The organism is Spiroplasma sp. ChiS (assembly GCF_002968355.1).
GTDB lineage: Bacteria > Bacillota_I > Bacilli_A > Mycoplasmatales > Mycoplasmataceae > Spiroplasma > Spiroplasma citri.
In genome coordinates, this window is record NZ_PUUH01000170.1 from 1 (window position 1) to 1042 (window position 1042).

General features: G+C 25.0%; 2 protein-coding genes. Both read right to left on the bottom strand.

Features of this window, described 5'->3' with window-relative positions; translation table 4 throughout:
- Positions 1-63: 63 nt before the first annotated feature.
- Entirely contained in the window at positions 64-546 is a 483-nt protein-coding gene (locus C6B38_RS04885; RefSeq protein WP_105298862.1) for a hypothetical protein, read from the bottom strand.
- Positions 504-1042, bottom strand: a 539-nt coding sequence (locus C6B38_RS10055) for a hypothetical protein (protein WP_162475883.1), incomplete at its 5' end; no start/stop codon positions are given. The genes C6B38_RS04885 and C6B38_RS10055, both read right to left, overlap by 43 nt.

The following is a 1042-nucleotide window of genomic DNA, read 5'->3' on the forward strand; positions in this document are numbered from 1 at the left end:
TAATTATCTAAAACTGTTTGTCAATTTGTAATTCCAAATGTACCAAAATCAAATAAATCTTTTCTAATTATATAACTTTTGTTTATTCAATTTGGATTTTGGATTTAGATTTTGTGAATTTAATTTTAAATATGCACTAATTTCTGATAAATTAATTTGTACTGGATAGAAATTAATACTTGGTGGTGGATCTGGTAATTTAACAGGTCAATCGTGTACGATATCATCATCTATGTATTGATCTAAATAACTAAGTGAATAAAGAGTTAATCAATCTCGAACTGAATTATTATATAAACTTGTAGTTTGTAAACTAACAAAATAACTCATAATTGAATATGGGTCATATATATCAATATCATCAGAAAACATATAAATACGACAGGCAGTTTTACCTAAATTATAAAAACCAACTGCATCAATTATATAACGACCACTACCAACAATATCAGTTAATAAATTTTCACTTTCCATTGTTGGCAATGATACACTTTCTTCATTAATTAAATAAATACTATCTTCATTATTAAGTGATTGAGGTATCATAACACTACTAATTCTATAATTTTTTCCATCTTCTTTTTTGTTTTTTTATTTCATCTTGATGCTGTTATTTTATCAGTTAAAGTAAATGCTCAACTTGTATTACTTGCACTAGAACCAATTATATCATTTACCTCATCTTGGGTATTATATCTAAAAGCATCTAAGGGGATATTATCTTGATTTTTTGCTTGTGTACCACCACTACCAACAATAGGTCAATAACTTTCATCATAAAAAGTATAATTTGCTTTTCCAATAAATAAAGGAATACCATTATTAATATTTGGATATAAATTATTAGTATTTTTATTTATTTCTTTTCAATAAATCGGAATTCCTAAACTTATTGCATTTAAGAATTTACCAACAATCGGAATATCTCTCTGAGTTCATGCAATACTTTCTGTTACATCTATTGGTAAACTAATAATATGATTAACCATAATACTAAATAAATTTAACATATCTTTTAATTGCCCACGATTTTTACTTGGAT